Source organism: Vibrio barjaei (genome assembly GCF_001639065.2).
In the GTDB taxonomy this organism is placed as follows: domain Bacteria; phylum Pseudomonadota; class Gammaproteobacteria; order Enterobacterales; family Vibrionaceae; genus Vibrio; species Vibrio barjaei.
On record NZ_LQXO02000053.1, the window covers coordinates 295,601 to 316,615 of the forward strand.

Consider the following 21,015-nt stretch of genomic DNA (forward strand, 5'->3'; position numbering starts at 1 on the left):
AGCTGTACTGCACGACCCACGTAATTAAACGGCAGGTTCCATTTGGTACTTCATTTCAATAAGCTGATGCTCACCAACAATCTCAACTTCTCTGATATATTCAAATCCAAAGTTCTCGTAGTACTTTCTTAAATAAGCATGGGCGTGGATATCGATACATCTCACTCCGATATTGCTGGCGTGTTTTATTAGGGCCCGGACAATTTTTGATGCAACGCCATCACCACGATATTCCTCAGAAACCGCCACTCGCGCCATGGTCGACGAACCGTCTTGATTCACCGTTAAACGAGCGGTCGCGACAGGCTTATCGCCATCCCAGACTAGAGCGTGAAATGAGTCATTATCCAAACCATCCAAGTCCAACTCTGTTGGGATATTTTGTTCAAGCGTAAATACTTGATAGCGTATAGCCTGACTCATTGAGATCAGTTCAAGACTCTTACCGATAGTAACGTCCATGGTCATTCCTTTGTTTTACTTCATGGTTGGTGTGGAGTTTCCAATACCACTTGCCACTCAATGCTATGTTGTTCACCAACTTACTTAGTCAAACAAAATGCTATAGAAAATGGCACTAACACCTTGTTTATAATTACTTTTCTTACTTAAGGCAAGCTTCAGCTTATACTCTCACTATGTTCAAACCTTCATCATCCGTCGGTTCTTCAAAGTACTGCGTCACGTGATGAAACACCTCCTCAGTGTCAAAATGTGCCCTTTCTGGCTGCTCAACCCGACGCTTGCCGATTTGAACCAAACAAACCTCATCCGGCACATCGAGATAGCAAAGCTCATGAGCACATCGCACTTCAGAACATAGAGATGAAAACCACGAACGCTGTCTAACTGTATTGGCAGGAAAGTCCATGACCACATCAACGCCCACCGTTAATAAGCTCTGAACATGTGACTTAATAAAAGGTTTAATAAGAGTAGAGAACTTGATGTAGTCCTCAAACGACTGGATTTGCTTGGGATAGTGTGTGGCTAACCACTCATCCTCAGAAATGCGTACCGCTCTTTGCTTGGCCGCAATTAGCTTGGATTGTGTTGTCTTGCCAGCACCCATTTTTCCGCAAAAGAAAATCAATTTGCCTAAGCTTTCCATGTCGTCCCCATTAGCTTAATCACACTTAGTCAAAGTTGTGGCAAAACCAACTATGTGCACAACGTTATCTCTACGCGTTCTTTGCCTTTACCTAGATTTTTACGTTTTAGCTGAATCTGCCCTACTTCAGATGTTCTATTTAAGTGCGTACCGCAACATGGCACCTGAGTAAAGCCTTCTACTTCCCAGTATCTGCGCTCATTTTCTTTGTCAGAGAAATCACTGATAATTCTCGCGTCAGAATCAATGAGCAGCTGCGCCTCAGTTTCGACTTCCTTCAATAACGTGGTTAAGTTTTCTGGCCATTCAACGTCAATACGACTCTTATCTTGTGCAATATGAGCGCCTATTCTCACAATGCCACTACAGTGTTGATAAAGTTTTTTCTAACACAACCTCCGCAGCAAAGTGCAGTTTCATTAAGGAATAGCGACGCTCCCAATCAATACACGTAACCACTGTATCTCCAACTTTAAAATCTGGCGGCGAGGCTAAGGTATAGATAATACGTGTACCACTTGGAGTCGCCTGTAAAACGGAGACATCGTTAATCGTCCCGCGATCGCTTTCTTGTCCCCCAGCCTCTGCATAAAATATCGTGTTATTTAATTCAACGTTGTTGCCTTCAATATGAGTAACCTCGGAACGCAGCTCAGTTTGGTACGGGTTAATCCAAAATACTTTTTCAGTCATCCGCAACTTACAACTTAATATCTACGTTATTTCGAACATAAGTAGGAGTAGACAACTCCTCGTCTAAATCCTTGAACTTCGGCTGCTTTGGCATTGACTCAATAATCGAATTCAATTCCTGATAACTGATACCTACCACACGGCAAGCCGTCATAAGTCCATCGATAAAACACTTTTTATCGCGCTTTTGCTGGTGCTCACTGGCAGGAATAGATGTGTATAGCTCACACTCTTTAACTAATAAGGCTAGAAGTTCTTCTTTTGGCGCTTCCATATAACCACTCACTCTCGACATATCTTATTGTTAATATCAGCAATTTCGCCATTGAAATGCAAACCAGAACGTCTTTATTCGAGTCGTGATGACAAGCCTCAACGCTGATACATCAGCGCCTAGGTCAATGAAAGCCCACCATCGACTACCAACGTATGGCCAACAACATAGCTGGCTTTATCTGACAGTAAAAACTCTATCGCATTCACTATTTCGTCAACGTTCCCAAATCGTTTGATAGGCACTACCTCAGAAACCTCAGAAAGCACATTAGGAGACTCTATTTGTCTTTCTTCCCAGCGAGGCGTCCACGTAACACCTGGCGCAACAGCGTTAATCCGAATACCAGCACCAATGTTTTCCAGCGCTACGGATCGGGTTAACCCTTCTAAAGCATGTTTTGAAGCGCTGTACATAGATGCATTCGGAGTAGGTCTAAGACCGTTGATGGAGCTGACGTTTACAATCGAAGCACCAGTCTTCATTAGTTGCAGTTCAGCACGTAGGCATAATGCTTGACTGAAAAAGTCCACCTGAAGCGTTTCTTTAAGTAGCGGTGTATCAACCTCAGACAGCTGCCCGCGCGAGACCAGTGCTGGAGAAGCGTTGTTCACCGCAACTTCAAGCTTACCGTACTGGTTAGAGATATAATTGAACAGTTGATTTAATTGATGCTCGTCAGAAATATCTACCGAGTGATAATCTACACTACTTAACTCTGGATACTCAGCAAGCGCGCTACTCCAAGCTTCTTTTGAGCGAGAACAGGTAACAACTTTATATCCTAGGTTTACAAGCCTCATAACCACGTGCAAACCAATTCCTTTTGAACCACCAGTAACCAATGCAACTTTCACCGTTAAACTCCTTTCAATCTGAATCTCTTGACCGTAGCACCTTTAAAAACTCCCGTGTCGCTATCAGCTTGAATCCCCCACTCCATTTACCTCTCAAACGAAAGCGATTGAATAGCCTGCTCCACAGACGCAAACTGTATTTTTGTCAAACACACTTCAGCTTTTGAAAACTCGTGCTCTTGAATAAGTTGAGTAATTTCAGATAATGACAAAACAGAGTCGTTCAGTTCGAATGTATAACGTCCGCTCGCTTGGCAAATTATGAAGCAGTGACCATCACTATCGATCAAACGGTCAGCACTACTCCAAATCAAAGACTCTAGTTCACTCGCTAACGCTGACTCAGAGCCAAGATACATAAGCTCTGGGTCGCCCTCTAGTTTGAAAATACATGGCCATTTAACCATTGTTGTTCCCATATACTTGTGCGATCAGCACTAACGATAACAAGTGAGACACGCCATTGTAGCGTTCGCTCAATAGTGCTCTATACCTCGTCAGCAAAATACGCCATGATCTCCTCAGTGGTCATTTCCTTGGTTTCATTTGCAAAGCAATAATACCCTGGGCGCATATCACTAAAATACTGCATATCCATTTCCAACCCTTCTACGTTAGGAAACAGACCTAATGACATATTGTAATCACCGGTTGCTTTAAACTTGTAGAAAAGATGAGTGCCACATTCTGTGCAAAAACCACGAGAAGCCCAAGACGATGACTGATACATTTTAACTTTATCACCACCTTCAATCTTCACTTGAGTGCCACACTTCACTGCAAAATATGGAGCACCGCCCCACTTCCTGCAGGATTGGCAATGGCACACAGTAAACTTGGGATTAACATTTTCGGCCTTGATTGTCACCGCGCCGCAAAGGCAACTTGCTTCTGTATAAGACATTGAACTACTCCTAATTTAATGAAATAGAGTGTGATTTTCTCGAGCGACTGGCTCACATAAATGGATGTTTGCTAACTGAAAAGTGGCTTTGAGGGCAAGTATCTAAATAATGTACTCAGCATTTGTCATTAACGTTCATCTTCGCAAAATCGGAATAAATAACCATCTGGGCTTTCGACAATAAACTGAGTTTGTGTGACCGTTTTACCGTCAACTAAATAAGATTTGCTTTCCATGGGAAGAAAGACCGAACTGGGTGCTTTAGACTGCACTGTTGAATATAACGCGTTGATATCACTTACATCCCATTGGAAGTTAACACCTCGTCCAAAGGGATGCTCTAAGTTGCCAGTTAACCATTTTCGGGAGTCGCCACCTACTCCCTCAAGCATCAAGTCAACTCCCTCACGCGTTAAGTAAACAAACTCCTCTTCTTCTCGTTGGTACTTGATAGCAAAGCCAAGCACGTCGACAAAGAACTTGATGTTGTCCTTGATGCTTTGACAATAGAGTTCTGGGACGACTCTCATGTTGAGGTTTCCTTTGTTTGGTGGATGCCTGAGGTGATATTAATGTGGAAGATGATGAGCGTAACAACGCCATAGTCGTTTGTTATGTTTTAATTAGTTCATCGATTCTTAGTTTAAAAGCTTCATTACAATGCGTACTAGTTTTTAGCTTCTCCAACCAACGAACGTCTGAGGCTCTCATATTGAGTTGATCATCAGCCTCCAAGTGTTTGAGCATAGCATCAATGTCACTAGTAGATAGCCACTCCAAATAGTCACAAAATGTTCGCCAAGTTGACCAACATTTACCCCGCTCTGATGGTGCCGACCAACGCAAAATATCAATAATGTGAAGGATCCTAGGCTCAAAAACTGGCGAGTTCGGAAATGGAGATATTCTCAAAACATTCATGAAAGGTTTGCTAGCAGTATAAAAGTCCCATACTCCATCTGTTTTTGAGCATGCTTTTAGAACCGACATATGGAACTGATCACGAACCTCTTCAGAAGGGTAACGGCTTTTATTAGATATAGTGACAACAGCCTGAATGAACTGGTCAACCTCTCTGTATGACATTCTATTTTCGGGTTGTAGTAACTCACCACCAAACTCTTTATAGAGCACCGGATAAGATAAGATCTCAACTAATGCAGAAATCGCTTGATCTCGAGACTCCTTATTGTTGAAACTATTGAGAATATCTTCGTCTTTTATAGGCTTATTTTCTACGATTTTTGTAGAGAGCTCCCTCAAACGACCTTCAATATTTTTGTATTGGATTAAGAAACGCTTATTTGATTTTTTGTACTCGGTGTACTCTTTAGCGAGATCTTCAAGAAACTCACCTATTTCAGCTTTTATGATAAAGATGTTTTTATCTTGGAATAATAAGCGAGACTCTTCTAACACATTATTACTTACACTTGGGTGAACAATCATAAATGCAGGGGGCTTCTCTTCACCCAAATCGGCGTAAACTTCATCATAGAGAAAGCCAATATTTGGATCCGTTAAGCTGTAGCCGATAAATATCGGAGATGCTTCCGAGAATAGAGTGTAAATTTTACGATTCAAATAAGTGTCTTCACGTTGAAATGAAAAGTACTGACTCTGGGTCACGACGATTGAATCTGGTCGACCTAAATCTCCGTGAATTTTGAATATATTTTTTCCATTGCTTGCGACTTTAGGGCACGAGTCCTTTCTAACAACGACATTGGCTAATCCATCAAAGATACTTTCGAGCAAATTATCCCAATTAGTAGTAACTATCATGTTAGGTGCAAGAACCCGGAAGCGTCTTACCCAACTAGGATCAGCAACCTCCTTCTTGAGATCTAGTAGAGCCTCTGAAACAAGCGAATTAAACTCATATTCAGAATAATTGTGATGATTTCTAGCAAAAGAGAAAAGTAGCTCGGCAGCTTTTAGAGGATTGCTCAGATCCAATACTAACGGATACTCGATTTTCTTGCTTATCTCTACAAGAACATCCCCCCAACTCCCATAACCAAAATTATAAGAAAAACCTGAACCAACCCAAAAGAAGTAGTTTTCGGTAAAGACTGATGCAAAAAGACTCTGCTTTGCATCTTCAGACAATTGTTCAATACAACTCATAACTATCCTATTAAAACATAACGCTTTACTAAGTGGCGCTTACGTAATACCTACCAAACGCGTTTTCCTTCAGGCCAAAACCGCCGAACGTTACGCGTCCACTTAAGTAACTTGTTAGGCTAATTTTTCCTCGATACTAAGAGCCAATATTGCTAACTGTTCGTTGAATACTTTACTGTCGATTGAATAGTGAGCTCTTCTGTGACATGTCGGACAAAGAGCTATAACATTTTCTGGATAATCAGCGCCACCGTCCGCAAGCCGAGTTAAATGATGCACTTCTAAGTAAGGACCTGATTTGGTCTCAAAAGGTGATTTTGCTCCACAGCCTTCACAAATTCCACCCGCACGCTTCTTTGCATACAATTTGATGGCTTCGCTACGGTAACGGACATAAATGACTTGTTCTTTGGGGTCTAAGTTACTCGGAGTAACTGAAGTAGCAATGTCACGCAGTTGCTTGAGTGACTTACTTCGAGTTGGCTTTGTTAAGTACGCTGCTTTAGGGCTTTCTACATTTGAAAGCCTTGGTTGTGAAAGTACATCTAAGTGAAAAATGAACGCATTACGAAGCTGACCATTTTTGTCCGGACGTTGTTCAATATGGTGTTCAATGTAGTTACACACTCCGACAAAACGGACAAAACCTTTCGAGGTCGATTCAAACAGCAGTATTTCTTTTTTATTTTTCTGGTGCTCGAAGATTGCCAAATTCCCTTTGGCCATCTGCATGTCACCTTCCTGCCCCTCTCCCGTGTATCTGAATATACCATCAGGACCAAATCCATCTGAATAACCGAACTCTTCGCCAGCGTCACTGGTAAATATAAAAACGTAAGGATGTTGAGCAGGTGTTGCAATGCCACCATACTGTTGTCCTTTGTACACTCCATGAATTTCAGAACGACGGTTATAGATTTTTCCAACTTCGAACAATGAACTCTCCTTATTTGCCTAACGCCTTGTTAAGTAGCAGCTAACTGCCTCTACACTCAAACATGGCCACCATAATCACTAAACTCGACCAAACCAAAATCGCCGACTGTTAGCTGTCTGCTTGAACAATTTGTTAAGTTTCTTTTTCGTCGCGCTCATCTCGTGACCTTTTTAGTTTTACACTCACGAGCATTGCAACTGTTGCAAGTAATACTGATGCTAAAACTGTTACGGTTGGCAAGGTAATATTTATCAGCTCTTTGATTGGTGACGACAACGTGGGTTTGTCTAGCACTGTCGATAACGCAACTGCCATAGTGCCCATTGCAGCCGTGACCCCCAACATAGCACTCATTCTTTCTGTCTGCTTTTGTCGATATTCAGATTCTATGGAACTACGTTCAACTCGCAAAGACAAAGCCGCATCTGTAGTTTTCTCTTTAGTCACTAAATGAGCTAGTGTTTCACAGTAGTTTTTTTTCGTTTCAGAAGAGATAAAACTTGAATCCATTATTTCTTTTATCAATTCTTCAGCTATTTGTTTAGGTTGGTATACATCATCTCGCTCAACTCTGTATTTTCGAGCGGTTGCATTTATTAGCGATGTTAATACTTCATTGTCTGGAATATGCCCTTCCGATATACCTGGACGAAGTGCATAAACGACCTCTTTGTTAACCGCTGAAATCTTTTGAGCATACTCTTTGTTATCTTTTTTGGAGAAAAGGTAGCGAGTGATCAGAGTTACGATCAAGCCGCTAAGTATTCCCCCACCAATACCAACCACCCAAGAATTATTTAATAGATCCACATACTCTCCTTGAAACTTAACGCTTATTAGACGGATTTAATCCGCCTAACTTCCCCACACAATGCAAAACTTACCCCTAACTTTCAATCACCTACAACAAAAAATGCAAATGCAGTTGCATATTAAACAGAAAAAGCGGAATTATTCCGCCTAATGTAGGTAAATACGGATTTCTAGTCCTGCGAAGCACGCTTGAATGGTTATCGTCAGTCTTCGATGGTTTTAGTCCCGCATTGTTCGCAAATACAATGACGTGAGAAATCGTCCATCGAGGCCAGAAATGCGCCAAAAGCCCACCCTTTCAAAAAGCCAGTCAAAAACTCTTTGCGTTTACGCTTTTTGTCTTCTTTGAATGGGCTTTCTTTGCGTACCAATACGACGACGTGGTCAGTGTTTTTCCCGCAAACACTGCAATAACGGTTTTCTCTTTTTTCCATCACGGCTACCGCACTCTTTTTAGCAAGAGCAAGCTGTTGATTTTGTTAAAGTCTGTTAATGAGCGTTACTTTATGAAATTGTGGCACAGGATACTGTTAACTTGGTTGCATAATTGATATGCAATCAATGTCGATTATTCGTACATAGGTGAGATGGGACTGATTTTGGCTAACGCTTTTCGCAGTCTTTCTTGTTTTTGATGAGATTAGTGAGTGCAGTGGCTTCGGTGCGTTCAGCGGATTGGTAGGCTTCGAAAACGTCGCCGTTGTGGTAGCCCATAATGTGTAACGTGACTTGAATGATAAAAGTGAAGAAGCCGATAATCAGAGTCAGGAAAGGAACTACGCCAAATTGTTCTAACCACAATAACGCAGCGGAAATCATAACGACAACCAATGCCGTTATGGCTTTGTTTTTACTAGACAGTGTCATACAACCACCACTCTACTTTTCGTCTGAGTTCATCCTAACGCCAATGCGTTGCACATAATTGGGGTGAGTTCACGAAGCCGAAATACAGAGTACAGAATAGGAATAACTGTGAGCTAAGCCGCTTTACAACATACTTTACGATTGAGGCTTTAAAATTAGGTTTAAAAGCGGCGCTGCTATTAGAGAATGGACACATCCTGCCATTTGCCATCAAGTAAGATACGCTGCTGTTGATACCCCGCGTCTAATAGGATTTCTCGACACTTCTCGTGATACACACCTAAGTGATGAGGCGCGTGAGCGTCGGCGTTAATCTGTACTGGGATATTCTTTGCTTTAGCATGCTTAAGTAGCCAAGGGGATGGATAAACATCGTCGGTTGCGCCGCGCAGCATACCGCCATAATTGACCTCCAATATCACGCCAGCCTTTGCAACTGCGTCTAGTGTGGCAATGGCGATCTCTTGGTACCAGCTATCTTGTTCATCAAAGAAAGCGAGCGCTTTATTGTGCTTTTTGACCAAGTCGTAATGACCTAAAATATCAAACCCACCAGCTTCGCATAACTCTCGAACGCGCTGGTAATAGACTTCAATCATCGAGCGCGCGCTGCCGTTGTGCACTTCATCCAACAACACTTTAAATTCATCGTGTGGGCCGTCGACACTAAGCATAGAATAATGCTCGTTTGGGGCGTCTAATGTATGAACCGAGCCAATCTTATAGTCGAGGGGATACGCGTCCCACTTCGTATCGCTTGGCGCAGTCAAACCAACGATAAAGTCGATTTCTAATCCTAAATACACGTCAATGTCAGAACGATCTTTTTGCTGTTTAATGTCGGCAACGTAGGCCTCTAGGTTTTCCGCTAACATGCAGAAATCGTTGTCGAAAGGCAAAGGAGCGTGAGAGCTAAAGCCCACCGATTTAAAACCAAGGGATACGGCTTTATCCACCATCTCTTTTGGTGTTCCTTTCCCATCACAATAGTGACAATGCATATGGTAGTTGCTTAGTAACATGGTTGACTCTCCAAACCCGTTAATCCTTATTTTAGCTATGGATATAGTAACCCTGGTTATCATCCAAGCAAGCGATAACTGCCTTGATTTAGCGCTGATTTTGTAAAGTGGTGTGAGGAGCCATCGCGCAAAAGTAAAGCCGCAGTATAAACACCGCGGCTCTTATCTAACTGATTAGCAATAAAGGATTAGAAGTATTGAGTACGCTCCGCTAAGCCGAATTGACGGCGGAAGCAGTTTTCGCTCATTGGATTGTTGGAATATTTTCCTAACCCGGTTGTCCAGAGTTCTTCATCTTTCCCATCCATCTTTGTACCTTGAAGACAATGGAGCGAGTGAATGAGCTCGTGAGCAAGTACGACATAAGGTTCCGCTTTTTCACCTTTGCGCGTCATCACCTGCACGTTAGTGAAATGCATATAACACACTGAGCCAGTGGCGTTGGTGGCTGCGGTTTGATTGACAGCGGAGTTATGACTACCACCAGCCATCCAGAACGGACAACCCTGGGGAGCAAACCTTGCTTGATTACTCGCAGTCATACCCGTTACGTTTGCTTGACCATCGCTGTCATAGAGCACATCACGCTTAAAGCCACTTTGAGTGAAGTTAAGGTGTGTTGGCACACAAATGACGTTGATGTTGTTAGGGAACGAGCCTCGCGCCGCAGGCTTAGCCGCTTGAATTTCAGAGAGCAGCGATTTGCCCGCTGATACTTGTTTAAGTTTTCTTAGGTTCTCTTCCATGATTGGTCGAAAAAAGGGATTTTTGCTTGGATCGTACTGAACAGCGAATCCGGGGAAGTTATTAAGTACTTGCGTAATTAATGCCATAGCTTACCTCTATTTGAATACTCGACTACTCACTCAATGTTCATCCTGAACCGATCATTGCGATGATCGTATTGAGTTAATACTTAGTGTAGTCACTATTCAGAGGTTGTAGGCATAAAATGGAATTTTTCGTGCTAGATCATGAAGATTGGTATATCGACAAGAGCCAGTGGCATTCTGGCTCCTATACACTAATTCTGTTTGGGACTAAGTTTACACAGCGACTTGGTTAGCAAACAGCGACGTTACGTAGCGGTAAGATTACATGGCGGCAAGCGCAACTTTTCTTTCCTTATTCACCACACAGAAGTTACCGCGCTTAGTACGACATTTTGAGCAGCGCTCACACTCTACTGGCGCTCGATCACCCTGTTTCCAACGCTTAATCAACCTAGGCTCTGATAACAATGGGCGTGAAAGTGCGAAGTACTCAATACCGGTATTTTCTGCAATCGATTCAATCGCAGCAATATCCGTCAAACCACCAACTGTAATTACAGGAATGTTCACTTCTTGGCTAATCGCATGACCGTATTCGTGAAAATAGCCTTCCTCTTGAATGGTATAACCATCGTGAGTTTCGCCAACCATAGTGTTAGCTTTGCCGTGGATATTGCCAGAGATAACCAGCGCATCAACACCCATCGATTCAAGGGTTTTACATACCACTCGCGTTTCATCGAACGCTAAACCGCCTTCAAAAAACTCGGTAGCTGTCAGTTTTACCAAAATCGGGAAGTCATCACCAACTTGCTCGCGGCAAGCTTGATAGATTTCAACTAAGAATCGCATGCGGTTTTCTAAGCTACCGCCATATTCATCATCGCGACGGTTATAGTACGGGCTCAGGAACTGGTTAATCAGATAGGTATGTGCAGCATGCAGTTCTACCCCATCAAAACCTGACTGTTTCGCTCTTAACGTTGCTTTAGCAAAGGCATCAACAATGTAGTCAATCTCTGCTTTTGTCATGGCTTTGCCTTGTGTTTGCGTACCCATTTCAGGGACATCACTCGGCGCAAAGATCACCCTTTCACCAACGTTAAACGTGGTTTTCGTGCCGCCATAAGCCAACTGCATTACAATCTTCGAATCATGCTGATGAACCAAATCGGTCAGCTTTTGGTACTCTTCGATAAAAGAGTCATCGTACATCCCCATCATGCCAGCATTGGGTTTTTCTTCTTTTACGATGTTGGCATAGCCAGTCACAATAAGACCAACCTCACCTTGGGCAAGTTCTTCATAGATGGCGTAAAGCTTGTCAGTCATATGACCGTCTTCTGTCGCCATATTTTCCCAAGTTGCACTTCGCATGAAGCGGTTTTTCAGCACCAAATTGCCGATGCGACTCTCTGTGAACAAGTGGCTCAACTCCAATCTCCTCAATGTACTGTTATGCTTATTATTGGTATCAAAAGCGAGGCGCGATAATACAGAGAATGGACGAGGTAAAACTTAATCTAGATTAATATATTGGCGTGCAATCAATGGAATGTTTGATTACTTCATTGGAATAGAAACAAAAAAAGTCAGCCATAAACAACGGCCTGACTGACTCATTTTTGTGACATTGTCACGCTAAGCACTAGTGCGATTTTCTGATTTGGAATCATCGTCGTCTATCTGACAATGAGAAATCCAACGTTCCAGCGACTCACCAAGTGCTTTTGCGTTAATAGGTTTAGAAATATAGTCATCCATCCCTGCTTCTAAGCATTTTTCTCGGTCGCCTTGTAGTGCGTTAGCTGTCATCGCGACAATGGGAATGGAATGGTTGATATTGATATTGTTGGTGTTTCTTATCTCCCTCGTCGCTTCATAGCCGTCCATTTCTGGCATTTGGCAGTCCATATAGACAAGGTCGTAGTTGGCAGGTGTTCTAAGAGCAGCAAGTGCCTCAAGTCCATTCTTGGCTTTATCGACTTTGATACCAAATTTCGAAAGCAGCGATTGCAGCACAACTTGGTTGGTGGTGACATCATCTACAATAAGAATACGCGCGTTGTATTGCGTTTTCTTCACCGGTGTATGACGTGTCACAAACGCTTCACTTCTATCACTTCCCGACAATCCCGATACTTTTTCTAACACACTCAACAGGTCGGCTTGCTGCATCGGTTTGGTGAGATAACCGCTAAAGCCTGCCTTCTGCATTTTCTTCGCATCGCCACGCTGCACCACCGATGAGAACATCACCAAGCGAGTGTCATTGTAATCAGGGTTATCTTGGATTTGTTTTGCTAGCTCGACCCCGTCCATATTCGGCATTTGGTAATCGAGAATCGCAATGGTGAAGGTTTGCTGCTGTTTGTGGTTATCAGCTAAAATCCTCAATGCCTCTTCACCACTATTAGCTACCTGATATGGAATCTCCCAACGAGTGAAGATCTGCTCGAGTAAATTGCAGTTCGTATCGTTGTCATCCACCACCAAAATACGTTGTTTTTTCAGGTCTCCAGTAGGCAAATAGACCACGGATTGTTTAGATGAGTTTTCAAGACAGACCGTAAACCAAAATGTCGAACCTTTACCCGTTTCACTGGTGACACCAATCTCACCGCCCATGATTTCCGTTAAACGTTTACTGATGGACAGCCCTAAACCTGTCCCACCATATTTTCGAGTGGTTGAACTGTCTGCTTGTGAGAAACGCGAGAACAGCTTTCGTTGCTGCTCTTCACTAATACCAATACCGGTATCGCGTATTTCGAATCTCAAGACACTATCGGTGAGTCGTTTCTCATCCACGGTCACGTACACTGCCACCTCTCCATCTTCAGTAAACTTGATGGCATTACTAACCAAATTGTTGAGCACTTGGCGAATACGACCAGGGTCACCGCGATAACAGAGCTCCATCACAGGCGTAGCCGGGCAAACAAGCTGAATCCCCTTCTGTTCCGCCGCAAAATAGAGCATAGCCCCGACATCCTCGACCACTTCACCCAAGTCAAAGTCAATCAACTCTAAGTCAATTTTGCCGGCCTCAATTTTCGAGAAATCGAGTATGTCATTAATAATAGAAAGCAATGACTCAGCGCTATTTTTGGTGGTTTCAGTCATTCTTATTTGCTGCTCGTCGAGCTTGGTATCGAGTAGTAAGTTAGTCATGCCTATCACACCATTCATTGGCGTTCTAATTTCATGACTCATGGTTGATAAGAACTCACTCTTCGCTTTGGCTGCCGCCTCTGCTCGCTCACTCTCAGAACGCAGCTGTTGGGTATACTCTTTCATCTGCTGGTCGTTCTTAAGCAGGTTAAAGGTCATATCCCTAAAGCTCGCCGTTAACATGGCAAACTCATCAACGCCTTTCAGGTGACGGCTTCGATTTAATGTCTCTAACCCATTTTGAAGCTGGCCTTCAGCTACCTGTCTGGTAGCACTGATTAGGGTATCCATGCGTTGCTTTACTCGTTTAGCACTCCAACCAGCCACAAAGAGTGAGATGATGGCTGCGAACAAGGTTCCAAAAAACAGTACCAGTGACGTTTGATTTGCCGACTTTGACGACGCCATAGTGCGTATGGTGATAAGGTCTTCTTCCACCCGAATAAACGTTGCAAATTCTGCACGCATCTCATCGATCAGCCGCTTGCCCTCTTTTTGCAGGGCAATATCATGGATTGTCTCCATTGAAGCAAGGCTGCTTTCCACCAAACGTCGTTGAATAATAACCTTGTCGGCGATTTCTCTTAACCAAGTATTGTGTAGGTTGTCGATTCGTGTCAGTAGTTCAACTTGGCTGGGGTTATCACTCACTTGCCTCGATAACGTGGTGATTTTTTCATCCCAAACTTCTAGTGATAAATGAAATGGCTCTAAAAAGATCTCATCCCCAGTGAGCAGAAAACCGCGTTTACCTGTTTCCATATCAACAGTCAGGCTCAGTAGTTCTTGAGCACGACCAATTGCTTTATGAGTGTGCTCCACCCAACGTGCGTCTTCCACCATAGATTGAGTGTTTTGAAACACCGCGACAGAAACGACAAACATCAATAAGACAGGTACAGAGAAGCTCAATAACAGCTTCTTGGTTACTGAAATATTATCGAACCATCGATTGAGTCTGGACATAATTGACCTATCACTATTGAGGCAATTATTTGTAGTCTAGGATAGGAAATTTAGAATGTTAGAAAATCGACACCGAATTAACGACTAATAGTATGAATTAATAATAAAAAACTGAGCATCACAACTGAATTTCATCACTCTTTCGAGGAAAATTTTACTCGCCTTTCACAGTTCAAATCTCGATAGCAAAAATGCTATTAACTTTAAATTTTAAATAGTTGTAATTGAAAGCGATTCCATCTCATCAACCCATCCCGCAGAGCTATACATCCCCAACCTTAAATCATAGGCTTTTATGATTTAAATCAAACACTAATCGTCAGTTCTGTCTAGCAGTCACATAGTTTTCGAAAATGATTAGGCGTAATCTAGATTGGTTAATTTGACATGATTTACACCGAATACATTCCGTGATTCGTCCCCTATGTTTTCGATTCAAGACAAAGGAGTAGTTATGCGTTTTAAAACTGGTCTCATCAGACTGTTGGCCTGTAGTCTGTGCTTTATTCCAGTCGTTAGTCAGGCCGCAGATACCGATACATTTGCTGGCCAATCAGGCACCATTAATATTGCGGGCGGCACCGCACATATTCCCGTAATGAAACTCGCATCGCGCGCGATTATGAAATCCAACCCTGATATTCGTATCACCATCGCTGGAGGTGGTTCTGGTGTTGGGGCACAGCAGGTTGCCAAAGGTTTAGTTGATATCGGCAACACCGGTCGCGCATTAAAACCTAGTGAAGCTGAGCAGGGTTTGGTCACATTTCCTTTTGCGATAGATGGTGTGGCTATCATCGTTAATCCAGAGAACCCCGTTAAAGATCTAACCCAACAGCAAGTTATCGACATTTATTCTGGAAAAATCACCAACTGGAAAGCGCTGGGTGGTGAAGACCGTTCTATTAACCTTTTTACCCGTGATGAAGCCAGTGGCACACGCGCGGTATTCTTTAAAAAGATGCTCAACAGTACCGCTATCGTAACGAACGCCAACGTTATCCCATCAAATGGTGCCATGAAAACCGCCATTGCCCGTGACCCTGGCGCCATTGGCTATAGCAGTGTTGGTTACATCGATGACACAGTGAAAGCCCCAGCGCTCAATGGTGTCCACCCAACCAACGAAGCTTGTGCATCAGGCGAATACAAAATCGTACGCAAATTGTATATGAACACGAAAGGTGAACCTCAAGGTTTAGTCAGCGAGTTTGTTGACTTTATTTATAGTCCTCAAGGCGCAGAGTATATCAGCGCATCTGGTTATATCCCATTAAGCAAGCGTTAACCATGCACCATTTGGTTGCACCAGAGCGGGTACTACTTTCCCTAGTGATGGTAGTGCTCGTTTTGATGTCATTATTGTTTGGTTTTCTGATTTGGTTTGCATTGCCTGTTGTTACTGACCCAAGCGTCGCCGTCTTTTCTCTTCAATGGCAACCTGATCAAGGACACTATGGCATTTTACCCATGGTATTCGGCTCTGGTGTTCTTGCTATTACCGCCAGTTTAGTTGCCTTCCCTTTTGCTCTTGGCATTGCCAGTTTCTGCCAATATAGCCGTTACCAACCTATCGCTATTTGGATTCGTCGCCTAGTCAGACTAATGGCTGGCATTCCGACGGTGGTCTACGGTTTAGCCGCGGTTTTCTTGTTGGTGCCACTATTAAGAGAGACCTTTCGTATTGGTTCCGGCTTTTCCCTGCTTGCTGTTATGTTGATGATGGTATTGCTGATCTTACCCGTCATGGTCATGATGTTGGACTCTCGGTTTCAATCCTTGACGCAGCAGTTGCGATTAACCTCTTGTTCACTTGGCATGACGGACAGTCAAATGATTGCCCACGTCATCGTACCAAACTCAATGCACGCCATAGCAAGCGCCGCCTTGTTAGGGTTTAGCCGAGCGATTGGAGACACTCTATTACCACTGATGTTGGCAGGCAATGCGCCACAAATCACAGGCAGTATTTTAGATTCTGTTCGCACCCTCACTGCTCATATTGGCTTGGTTCTCGCTACCGAAAATAGCAGCGCTATGTACAATTCGTTATTTGCGGCTGGGCTACTTCTACTCACCATTAGCGTTTGCATTACTTTACTGATTCGAAAACTGACACACTCAACTGATGGAGGAATAAACGGATGAAAGCTCGGTTCTTCCATCTCTGGAGTGTGCTGTGCACGTTGCTGCTGCTCGCGACTTTGAGTGTTTTTATCGGCTTTATTATTTATCGCGGTGCACCAACGATAAGTACTGAGCTATTTTTTGGTGATGCGTTGCCCATTAACGCCATGCTAGGTCGGGAACCTATCTGGGATGGTATCTGGCCGGCGTGCGTTGGAACACTGTCGGTCATCTTATTGGCGCTAACACTTGCCCTCTTGCCTGGAATCGCTACCGGAATTTGGCTCGCGACGAGTAAACCGTCGTTCTTAAAGCGCTGCCTTGCGATTGGCATCGATATTCTTGCAGGCATTCCGTCTATTTTGATGGGGCTATTTGGTTTTACGCTGATTCTCTCTTTAAGGCATTGGTTTTTACCCTCTGCCAATGCTTGTTTGCTGTTATCCGCACTATGCCTCGCCATGCTAATCATCCCTTATTTGGCCGTTGCTACACGAACGGCTTTACAAGCTCTTCCGTCATCACTCAACGTCACAGCCCTTTCTTTGGGGATGTCGCAATGGCAGGCGTTACGAACCGTTTTGTTACCACAAGCGAAAAGCGGCATTATCGGAGGCATTATGCTCGCCATAGGCAGAGCCGCCGAAGACACAGCAGTCATTATGTTAACTGGGGCGGTTGCCAACGCTGGATTGCCCGGTGGTATTTTTGAACGCTACGAAGCGCTACCTTTCACCATTTTTTACTACAGTGCGCAATATCAAAGTGAGACTGAACTGCATATGGCGTTCGGTGCAGCGTTTACCTTACTTTGTCTGACTGCCAGCTTATTTTCGTTAGCTGGACTCACTCAGCGTAAATCGATAAGGAGAGCCTAACATGAGCTTTCAACCCTCTTCACAGCTTGCTGGTTCAGTTTCAAACTTGACCATCGCCTTTGGCTCCAATCAAGTTGTCAGAAACGCCAATATGGATTTTTATCGACACCAGATCCATGTGCTTACTGGAGCTTCTGGCTCTGGAAAAACTACATTTTTACGCGCTCTAAATCGCCTCAATGACTGTTTTGCAGAGTGTAAAACTACAGGTGATATCAAGCTTACGCTCAATGATACTCAACACTATGTTCAGCAAATGCCTGAACACCAACTTCCCCAACTTAGGCAAAAAGTCGGGATGGTATTTCAACATCCTCAACTGTTGCCGGGTTCAATTCTCGATAACCTGTTGCTTCCATTGAGAATAGTCAACTCAGTCACCGGACAAAAGGCACATCAAATCGCCCAAACCGCACTCAAACAAGCAGCTCTTTGGGAGGAAGTCAGTGATCGCTTGAGTGATCATGCTGCTTCGCTATCGGGAGGACAGCAGCAACGGCTTTGTTTGGCGAGAACGTTGGCTTTGGAGCCAGAAATTTTATTACTTGATGAGCCTACCGCGTCATTAGATAAACACACGGCGCAGCAAATAGAGGCGTTGATTGTAGAATTAGTCAAACGCTACACCATTATCATGGTGTCTCACTCAGCCAAACAAACGGAAAAGTTGGCTAACCGAGTTAGCCATTTTGAGTCAGGAAAAGTATTTACACGTTAACCACATCTTCACGAAGTAAACTAATGTGTTGAGTAGAAATAAGGTATCGAATAAAAGTAAGGAAAAAAAACAGGCCGTAAAACAAACACGGCCTGAGTGGGTTAAGTTAAATCGTTTAAGCCGGAACCGCCTCAAAGTCTAGCGATACACAAGTTCCGCAATTTTCAGCCAGTACATCTAAGCTCTCATCAAGTGCACCGATATAGGCTCTGCCACCAAACTCTGCGAAGTCGACAACCGCATCCACTTTTGGTCCCATGCTACCTGCTGGGAATTGGTATTGTTTCAACTCACTTGGACCCACACTGCGCAGTGCTTGTTGGTTCTCTTTACCCCAGTTTAGGAACACTGCTGGTGCGTCAGTTAGGATAAGTAGCTTCTCTGCACCTAGCTGTTTCGCTAACAAGGTTGCGGCTAAGTCTTTATCAATCACGCCTTCAACACCTTTAAAGCCAGATTCGCATTTACATACCGGGATACCACCACCGCCACAAGCGATGACAACTTGTCCAGCTTCTAGCAGGGTATCTATAGAGTGTTTGTCGATGATGTTTTTCGGAAGTGGTGAAGGCACTACTCGACGCCAGTATTCACCATCACGTTTCATCGTCCATGCGTTCTTCTCGGCTAACGCGCGACCTTCTGCTTCATCGTAAACTGGACCCACAAACTTAGTTGGATCGGAAATACTTGGGTCATCACAGTCAACTTCGATACGAGTTAGTAGCGTAGTCACGTCTCTTTCAGGCAATTTGTTTTGTAGCTCTTGAGCTAGCATGTAGCCGATCATGCCTTCACTTTCTGCGCCCAATACATCCAGTGGATAAGGTGATACTTTGTCGTATGCTAGGTTTTGCAATGCTAACAGACCGACTTGAGGGCCATTACCGTGAACAATCACCACGCGGTATTCTTTGGCAATTTCAGCGATCGCTTTGGCGGCAATTTTGATGTTGTCGAGTTGGTTAGCGAAGCTTGGCTCATCGCCACGTCTTAATAGTGCGTTACCACCGAGGGCAACCACTACAGTGCTTTTGTTTGTTTTGCTTGCGTTCATAGGGACTCCTTGAAAGACGCCGATCATTCGCTGTGCTCGGCCTCCACATTCTGTATATGTAATAAATCGTGTGTTATTTGAGTTGTTTCTGTCGTTATTCTGCTGAGAAAGGCTGACGGTGAATAAACTGTCCGTCCCCCGCTTCTCCGGTAAATTCGCCGTCGTACGCTACTAACCTACCTCGACTGAACGTCATGAGTGGCCAACCTTGACAGGCAATGGGCTCATAAGGCGTGTAGTCTGCATTGTCATGTAAGTTATCGTGTCTAATGGTTTGTTTTTTGTTCGGGTCAAACAACACCAAATCGGCATCCGCGCCACAGCCTAGATGGCCCTTCTGTGGATAGAGACCAAATAATTTGGCAGGCTCATAGCTGGTTAGAGACACGAACTGATTGGGGGTAATTCGTCCGGCTATGACACCTTCTGAGAACATCAGAGGCATACGAGTTTCGACGCCAGGAATGCCGTTTGGTGTTTTGGTAAAATCTTTTGCGCCTAGCTGTTTTTGTTCTGCATACGTGAACGAGCAGTGATCAGTCGCGACAGTATCAATCGATCCATCCGCTAAACCTTTCCAGAGTTTTTCGCTTTCTACTTTGTCTCTTAATGGTGGACTAAGCACGTATTTCAGCGCGTCTTCACGTTCGTAACGGTCACTGTTCAACACCAAATATTGTGGACAAGTTTCGACCCACACCGGCTGGTTGTTCTCTCTTGCTAGGCGGGTGTAATCCAGTCCTAGACCGTTAGAAAGATGGACGATGTAGAGCGGCGCAGAATCTGCAAGTTTGGCAAGGTTGATCACTCTTGCTATCGCTTCCGCTTCGCATTCTAGCGGACGACTTAGCGCATGATATTTCGCTTCTACTTTGCCCTGCTCTATAAACTGTTTGCGTTTCAGTGACAGTGCTGCATCGTTCTCTGGGTGAACCGTTGTCAGTGCGCCAACTTTTTTCAATTGCGTTAGCGCTTTAAGGACCGAACAATCATCCAGCTTGTAAGAGTACGTGAGGTACAGTTTGAAGCTCGGAATGCCGCGCTCATGTACCATGGCATGCATCTGTTCCAAAATCTGGTCATCAATGTGCTGAATAACGCCATGGAAACTGTAGTCAATCACCGCTTTATCAGCCGCATAACCATGGTAAACGTCCAGTTGATGGAACAAATCACACCCTTTGGGACCAAAGCCCATATGATCGATGATCATCGTCGTGCCGCCACAAGCAGCCGCTCTGGTACCGGTAAAAAAGTCATCACAGCTTCGAGTGATTCCTGCATCAATGTTGAAATGGGTATGTACGTCAATACCACCCGGCATGACGTACAACCCTGTTGCATCAACCACGCGAGTATCTTCGCTCACGGGTTTTAGGTTTTCAGCGACTTGCTCAATCTTTCCATCAATGACCAAAACATCGGCTTTACGAATTTCAGCATGGTCAACCACAGTGCCATTTTGAATCAGCAATGGTGACGATGAGTTATCGAGAAGGGATTCGATATTGTTGAATTGTTCAAAAGTCATAAGATCACCGGAAAGTTACATGTCGCATCAAGATAAAGGAGTCGCGATAAGCTGTGACGGAAAATCCCATCCTAGAGCGGACTCCGCCAACTTCAGGCAGACACAAGTTGGCACTCTAGGATGGAGAACGACGTGAGTCGTCACGCGCTAACAGATACAACTCAACGTGTTAGCGCGAGGTAC

At 44.0% G+C, this 21,015-nt stretch carries 22 protein-coding genes and 1 pseudogene; 4 read left to right on the forward strand and 19 right to left on the reverse strand.

Going from position 1 to position 21,015, the window contains the following annotated elements:
* Positions 1-24: 24 nt before the first annotated feature.
* The 17 genes and pseudogenes from AWH66_RS21960 to AWH66_RS22040 all read right to left on the reverse strand — a co-directional run bounded on the left by AWH66_RS21960 (position 25) and on the right by AWH66_RS22040 (position 14,521).
* Entirely contained in the window at positions 25-462 is a 438-nt protein-coding gene (locus AWH66_RS21960; protein ID WP_071487869.1) for a GNAT family N-acetyltransferase, read from the reverse strand.
* A 163-nt stretch (positions 463-625) separates the two neighbouring features.
* Positions 626-1,111, reverse strand: a complete 486-nt coding sequence (locus tag AWH66_RS21965) for a P-loop nucleotide/nucleoside kinase family protein (RefSeq protein WP_083400104.1) — start codon at positions 1,109-1,111, stop codon at positions 626-628.
* Between the two features lie 50 nt (positions 1,112-1,161).
* Positions 1,162-1,804 (reverse strand): annotated as a pseudogene (locus AWH66_RS21970) (alanine--tRNA ligase-related protein).
* Positions 1,805-1,811: 7 nt separating this feature from the next.
* The gene (locus AWH66_RS21975; protein WP_063603456.1) at positions 1,812-2,078 is read right to left on the reverse strand and encodes a hypothetical protein; all 267 of its coding nucleotides are present in this window, start codon (positions 2,076-2,078) and stop codon (positions 1,812-1,814) included.
* 119 nt (positions 2,079-2,197) lie between these two features.
* Complete coding sequence (locus tag AWH66_RS21980; RefSeq protein WP_063603455.1) at positions 2,198-2,935, reverse strand: SDR family NAD(P)-dependent oxidoreductase; 738 nt, start codon at positions 2,933-2,935, stop codon at positions 2,198-2,200.
* Between the two features lie 86 nt (positions 2,936-3,021).
* Positions 3,022-3,342, reverse strand: a complete 321-nt coding sequence (locus AWH66_RS21985) for a DUF4144 family protein (protein WP_063603454.1) — start codon at positions 3,340-3,342, stop codon at positions 3,022-3,024.
* An 80-nt stretch (positions 3,343-3,422) separates the two neighbouring features.
* Positions 3,423-3,839 carry a GFA family protein gene (locus AWH66_RS21990; RefSeq protein ID WP_063603453.1) on the reverse strand — a complete coding sequence of 139 codons (417 nt, stop codon included), beginning with the start codon at positions 3,837-3,839 and terminating at the stop codon, positions 3,423-3,425.
* Positions 3,840-3,967: 128 nt separating this feature from the next.
* Positions 3,968-4,369 (reverse strand): bleomycin resistance protein, encoded by a 402-nt coding sequence (locus AWH66_RS21995; RefSeq protein ID WP_063603452.1) that lies wholly within the window; start codon positions 4,367-4,369, stop codon positions 3,968-3,970.
* Between the two features lie 82 nt (positions 4,370-4,451).
* Positions 4,452-5,969, reverse strand: a complete 1,518-nt coding sequence (locus AWH66_RS22000; RefSeq protein ID WP_240495649.1) for an SIR2 family NAD-dependent protein deacylase — start codon at positions 5,967-5,969, stop codon at positions 4,452-4,454.
* 114 nt (positions 5,970-6,083) lie between these two features.
* On the reverse strand, positions 6,084-6,905 hold the full coding sequence (locus AWH66_RS22005) for an HNH endonuclease (RefSeq protein WP_063603451.1): 822 nt from the start codon (positions 6,903-6,905) through the stop codon (positions 6,084-6,086).
* Between the two features lie 133 nt (positions 6,906-7,038).
* Entirely contained in the window at positions 7,039-7,716 is a 678-nt protein-coding gene (locus AWH66_RS22010) for a hypothetical protein (RefSeq protein WP_063603450.1), read from the reverse strand.
* Between the two features lie 206 nt (positions 7,717-7,922).
* Positions 7,923-8,153, reverse strand: coding sequence for a hypothetical protein (locus AWH66_RS22015; protein WP_006073518.1), 231 nt, complete (start codon positions 8,151-8,153; stop codon positions 7,923-7,925).
* Between the two features lie 169 nt (positions 8,154-8,322).
* Positions 8,323-8,586, reverse strand: a complete 264-nt coding sequence (locus AWH66_RS22020) for a hypothetical protein (protein ID WP_063603449.1) — start codon at positions 8,584-8,586, stop codon at positions 8,323-8,325.
* A gap of 179 nt (positions 8,587-8,765) precedes the next feature.
* On the reverse strand, positions 8,766-9,608 hold the full coding sequence (locus AWH66_RS22025; RefSeq protein WP_063603448.1) for a histidinol-phosphatase: 843 nt from the start codon (positions 9,606-9,608) through the stop codon (positions 8,766-8,768).
* Between the two features lie 188 nt (positions 9,609-9,796).
* Positions 9,797-10,441 carry a M91 family zinc metallopeptidase gene (locus tag AWH66_RS22030; RefSeq protein WP_006073522.1) on the reverse strand — a complete coding sequence of 215 codons (645 nt, stop codon included), beginning with the start codon at positions 10,439-10,441 and terminating at the stop codon, positions 9,797-9,799.
* 261 nt (positions 10,442-10,702) lie between these two features.
* Positions 10,703-11,815 (reverse strand): NADH:flavin oxidoreductase, encoded by a 1,113-nt coding sequence (locus AWH66_RS22035; RefSeq protein ID WP_063603447.1) that lies wholly within the window; start codon positions 11,813-11,815, stop codon positions 10,703-10,705.
* A gap of 207 nt (positions 11,816-12,022) precedes the next feature.
* Positions 12,023-14,521, reverse strand: a complete 2,499-nt coding sequence (locus AWH66_RS22040; protein ID WP_063603446.1) for a hybrid sensor histidine kinase/response regulator — start codon at positions 14,519-14,521, stop codon at positions 12,023-12,025.
* Between the two features lie 454 nt (positions 14,522-14,975).
* Here AWH66_RS22040 and AWH66_RS22045 point away from each other — a divergent pair, with 454 nt between their 5' ends.
* The 4 genes from AWH66_RS22045 to AWH66_RS22060 are packed head-to-tail and all read left to right on the forward strand — an operon-like array spanning position 14,976 to position 18,244.
* Positions 14,976-15,809 (forward strand): phosphate ABC transporter substrate-binding protein, encoded by an 834-nt coding sequence (locus tag AWH66_RS22045; RefSeq protein WP_063603445.1) that lies wholly within the window; start codon positions 14,976-14,978, stop codon positions 15,807-15,809.
* A gap of 2 nt (positions 15,810-15,811) precedes the next feature.
* Positions 15,812-16,669, forward strand: coding sequence for a PstC family ABC transporter permease (locus tag AWH66_RS22050; RefSeq protein ID WP_063603444.1), 858 nt, complete (start codon positions 15,812-15,814; stop codon positions 16,667-16,669).
* Complete coding sequence (locus AWH66_RS22055) at positions 16,666-17,526, forward strand: PstA family ABC transporter permease (RefSeq protein WP_063603443.1); 861 nt, start codon at positions 16,666-16,668, stop codon at positions 17,524-17,526. The genes AWH66_RS22050 and AWH66_RS22055 overlap by 4 nt, the downstream gene beginning before the upstream one ends.
* A 1-nt stretch (position 17,527) precedes the next feature.
* Positions 17,528-18,244 carry a phosphate ABC transporter ATP-binding protein gene (locus tag AWH66_RS22060; protein ID WP_063603442.1) on the forward strand — a complete coding sequence of 239 codons (717 nt, stop codon included), beginning with the start codon at positions 17,528-17,530 and terminating at the stop codon, positions 18,242-18,244.
* Positions 18,245-18,359: 115 nt separating this feature from the next.
* On the opposite strand, the gene arcC is transcribed toward AWH66_RS22060, so the two are convergent.
* Together arcC and hydA are read right to left on the reverse strand one after the other, a co-directional pair.
* Positions 18,360-19,301 (reverse strand): carbamate kinase, encoded by a 942-nt coding sequence (gene arcC / locus AWH66_RS22065; RefSeq protein WP_006073540.1) that lies wholly within the window; start codon positions 19,299-19,301, stop codon positions 18,360-18,362.
* 94 nt (positions 19,302-19,395) lie between these two features.
* On the reverse strand, positions 19,396-20,832 hold the full coding sequence (gene hydA, locus AWH66_RS22070) for a dihydropyrimidinase (protein WP_063603441.1): 1,437 nt from the start codon (positions 20,830-20,832) through the stop codon (positions 19,396-19,398).
* Positions 20,833-21,015 lie beyond the last annotated feature (183 nt).

Excerpts from the sequence above, each read along its gene's own strand:
- AWH66_RS22045 (WP_063603445.1), top strand. The coding sequence starts at position 14,976 with ATGCGTTTTAAAACTGGTCTCATCAGACTGTTGGCCTGTAGTCTGTGC.
- AWH66_RS21990 (WP_063603453.1), bottom strand. The coding sequence starts at position 3,839 with ATGTCTTATACAGAAGCAAGTTGCCTTTGCGGCGCGGTGACAATCAAG.
- AWH66_RS22020 (WP_063603449.1), bottom strand. The coding sequence starts at position 8,586 with ATGACACTGTCTAGTAAAAACAAAGCCATAACGGCATTGGTTGTCGTT.
- hydA (WP_063603441.1), bottom strand. The coding sequence starts at position 20,832 with ATGACTTTTGAACAATTCAACAATATCGAATCCCTTCTCGATAACTCA.
- arcC (WP_006073540.1), bottom strand. The coding sequence starts at position 19,301 with ATGAACGCAAGCAAAACAAACAAAAGCACTGTAGTGGTTGCCCTCGGT.
- AWH66_RS22060 (WP_063603442.1), top strand. The coding sequence starts at position 17,528 with ATGAGCTTTCAACCCTCTTCACAGCTTGCTGGTTCAGTTTCAAACTTG.
- AWH66_RS22055 (WP_063603443.1), top strand. The coding sequence starts at position 16,666 with ATGAAAGCTCGGTTCTTCCATCTCTGGAGTGTGCTGTGCACGTTGCTG.
- AWH66_RS21965 (WP_083400104.1), bottom strand. The coding sequence starts at position 1,111 with ATGGAAAGCTTAGGCAAATTGATTTTCTTTTGCGGAAAAATGGGTGCT.
- AWH66_RS21975 (WP_063603456.1), bottom strand. The coding sequence starts at position 2,078 with ATGGAAGCGCCAAAAGAAGAACTTCTAGCCTTATTAGTTAAAGAGTGT.
- AWH66_RS21995 (WP_063603452.1), bottom strand. The coding sequence starts at position 4,369 with ATGAGAGTCGTCCCAGAACTCTATTGTCAAAGCATCAAGGACAACATC.
- AWH66_RS22050 (WP_063603444.1), top strand. The coding sequence starts at position 15,812 with ATGCACCATTTGGTTGCACCAGAGCGGGTACTACTTTCCCTAGTGATG.
- AWH66_RS22015 (WP_006073518.1), bottom strand. The coding sequence starts at position 8,153 with ATGGAAAAAAGAGAAAACCGTTATTGCAGTGTTTGCGGGAAAAACACT.
- AWH66_RS22000 (WP_240495649.1), bottom strand. The coding sequence starts at position 5,969 with ATGAGTTGTATTGAACAATTGTCTGAAGATGCAAAGCAGAGTCTTTTT.
- AWH66_RS22040 (WP_063603446.1), bottom strand. The coding sequence starts at position 14,521 with ATGTCCAGACTCAATCGATGGTTCGATAATATTTCAGTAACCAAGAAG.
- AWH66_RS21960 (WP_071487869.1), bottom strand. The coding sequence starts at position 462 with ATGGACGTTACTATCGGTAAGAGTCTTGAACTGATCTCAATGAGTCAG.
- AWH66_RS21985 (WP_063603454.1), bottom strand. The coding sequence starts at position 3,342 with ATGGTTAAATGGCCATGTATTTTCAAACTAGAGGGCGACCCAGAGCTT.
- AWH66_RS22025 (WP_063603448.1), bottom strand. The coding sequence starts at position 9,608 with ATGTTACTAAGCAACTACCATATGCATTGTCACTATTGTGATGGGAAA.
- AWH66_RS22030 (WP_006073522.1), bottom strand. The coding sequence starts at position 10,441 with ATGGCATTAATTACGCAAGTACTTAATAACTTCCCCGGATTCGCTGTT.